Source organism: Nitrosospira briensis, assembly GCF_900115125.1.
Lineage (GTDB): Bacteria > Pseudomonadota > Gammaproteobacteria > Burkholderiales > Nitrosomonadaceae > Nitrosospira > Nitrosospira briensis_A.
Genome location: NZ_FOVJ01000016.1, coordinates 1 through 2,476 on the forward strand (window position 1 = coordinate 1; position 2,476 = coordinate 2,476).

General features: G+C 59.8%; 2 protein-coding genes. Both read right to left on the minus strand.

What is annotated here, in order from left to right; translation table 11 throughout:
• Positions 1–35 precede the first annotated feature (35 nt).
• Complete coding sequence (locus BMZ14_RS14535; protein WP_074798853.1) at positions 36–1,286, minus strand: methane monooxygenase/ammonia monooxygenase subunit B; 1,251 nt, start codon at positions 1,284–1,286, stop codon at positions 36–38.
• Positions 1,287–2,111, minus strand: a complete 825-nt coding sequence (locus BMZ14_RS14540; RefSeq protein ID WP_074798855.1) for a methane monooxygenase/ammonia monooxygenase subunit A — start codon at positions 2,109–2,111, stop codon at positions 1,287–1,289. It abuts the gene before it with no gap.
• Between the last annotated feature and the right edge of the window lie 365 nt (positions 2,112–2,476).

A 2,476-nucleotide genomic window follows, 5' to 3' on the forward strand; every position in this document is an offset into this window, starting at 1 on the left:
CGCTCCCTTGGGAGCCGGCCCGGGGCTTCCTCTTGTTACAGCTTGGTGAAGACCGGTATGACCGCACCGGCTATGCTGTTGATGTTGCGATCGCCAGCATCGTTCCAGGTCATGAGCAATCCGCCAAAGCGGCTTTCCGGGTCACCCAGGAGCGCCATCAGCCGCTGTACTTCCCACAGCGCGTCTTTCGCTTCCATCTTGACTTCGCGTGTCTCGCCCGGCTGGATCGGTGTGTCGTTGTCAAACGACAGGCCCGTGGCCACGAGTTCCTTCGGATAGCCGCGGTCCATGTGCTTCAAGCCAACCTTGTTGATGAACCGGACGCCAGCCGTGGTGAATTCCCCTATGCGATAGGCGGAGTCGCCGCTGTTGGTGACCATCATGGTCACGCGCAGCGCACGTCCCGGCACGTCGTAGTTGGCGTGCGTCACCTTGATTGCGATGGGGTTGGGTTTCACCGGCAGCGGGGCTACCTTGGATTCACCCGCCTGGATGGGCACGGTGTAGGGATGCTTGTTTTCCGTGTAGCGGTAGCCGCCCCATACGATGCCAAGGGTGAGGATCAGCACGACCCAGGCAACCTTCTTGTCCATGGGGTCGATCAGCAGTTCATCACCGTAGGCCAGCAATACCCGGCTCCGGGGCAGGAACATGGGCCGCGCAACGTAGTAGCCTATCCAGAAGATGCCAAGCGCCATCCACAGGGCGTGCCAGAAGATGCCGTTGCTGAAGTTGAAGGTCTCGGTATCAATGGTCTCGCCGGTCAGAAGCTTGATGGGGTTGGTGAAATCATCCCAGCTGCCGGTGATGTTCATCCAGGCCGCAGGGCCTGCAATCGGGCCTGCATCCTTGATGTTGACCATGGCGTGCATGTGGTGGCGACCCGGTATGCGTGCCTTGAGCTTGACTTCAAAGGCGTAGTCGCGTCCGATCTCGAGCGGGCCCGAGATCATGGTCGGCTCGCCATTGAGCTTGGTGGACAGACGCACGAACACCGGGCTTGGGCTGCCTACGTTGAAGAAGGCGCGCCCCGGTTTGCCCACCGCCCGCGGCCAGTCCTCGGCCAGGTGGAATTTGCCGGTCATGCTGGCAAAGTCGTTCACCTTGGTGGTCTCGGGACCCCATTTCATGTCATACCACTGGATGGTCCGCATGCGCAGGAAGGGTTCCTGCGAGCGCTCGCCGTGGGCCATGGCGGGCGCGATGTCCAGTACCAGGGTCATGGCCAGGGTGGCCATGCCGTACAGTCCAAGTACGCCCAGTTTGATCAGGTTCTTTGCTTTCATTTATTTGATCCCCTCTGGAAAGCCTTCTTCGCCAAAGGCGGTGACGTCGTTTTTCATGGTGACCCGGCCGCGCGCGCCCTTAACGTAGAAGAAGGCGGTGCAGTAGAGTTTGCCAAAGTACCACCAGACGCAGAACATCAGCATGGAGACGAAGGCGGCAAAGAACGAGGCAATGACCGTGGTGTGGCCGCCAAAGGTTCTGAGCGAGCCTTGTTCGATCAGCCGTACGTACTCGGGCGTGCCGGTGCGCACATACAAAAAGCCGGTGTAGTCGGCAACGGAGAGCAGTACGCCTTCAGCTACCAGCGGCAGGTGGGTCGGGCCGAAGATGGTCCAGTTGCCAGGGTAGAACAACAGGCCAAAGGCGCCGCCGCCTACCAGTGCGGTGATCATCCAGTTACGCGTCAGGAGCATGACCGTGTCCATGACGAGTGCCCCGGGTATCATGGTGGAGGGGAAGACGAAACTGATGGGGTAGTGCGACCACCAGTAGAAGCCCCAGAACCGGGTCAGCCATTCACCTGTCAGCAGGCACACGATGCAAAGGGTGGCGCCAAAGGGCAGGCGGTAGTTCACCCACAGGTAGTACATGATGGCGGCACAGTAGGTGATGCCTACGATCGGCGTTACCACCGGCCACCATTGACGGTCTTTCCAGTCCAGCCAGAAGTCCCAGTCCCCCGCCAGAAGCATGAAGTGCATGTGGTAGGTCCCAACCAGCAGGATGCATAGAATCGGGAAATACACCGCGTCTATCATCCTGGACATCTTTACTGCTTCGGGCGGCATTTTGGCCGCCTTGAGTATTTCATCTGTTCTGCTCATCGCACCCTCCCCTCAAGTATGTCTACGATCCTGAAACATGAATAATGTGTCGGTGCTGCTGTTGTCTTTCGCTTGTGCTGCATTTTGTCTCTCCACCTCTTGGGCCTGGCCGTGCCGCACCTGCGCGGTCGCTTTTTATTCTGCTTATCCGCCCGTTCGCTGAACCTCTACCGATCGGCGCGGTCAGTGCAGTAGGACCTTTCTTTCGCTGGTGCTGTCCGGGCCGTGCCCGGGTTGCGCTATGTCGTACCCCCGTGTCCCGCCTGGGTCAGCCGGGGTGCGATGTTTTCCTGGGTCTGCAGTGCGGCCGCGCCTCTCCGGGTTGGGAGCGGGGGCGGCCATCAGTCAGTTTGTTTCAGCTTCAG

Bases quoted from the DNA above. Each gene is read 5' to 3' on its own strand.
- BMZ14_RS14535 (WP_074798853.1), bottom strand. From the start codon at position 1,286: ATGAAAGCAAAGAACCTGATCAAACTGGGCGTACTTGGACTGTACGGC.
- BMZ14_RS14540 (WP_074798855.1), bottom strand. From the start codon at position 2,111: ATGAGCAGAACAGATGAAATACTCAAGGCGGCCAAAATGCCGCCCGAA.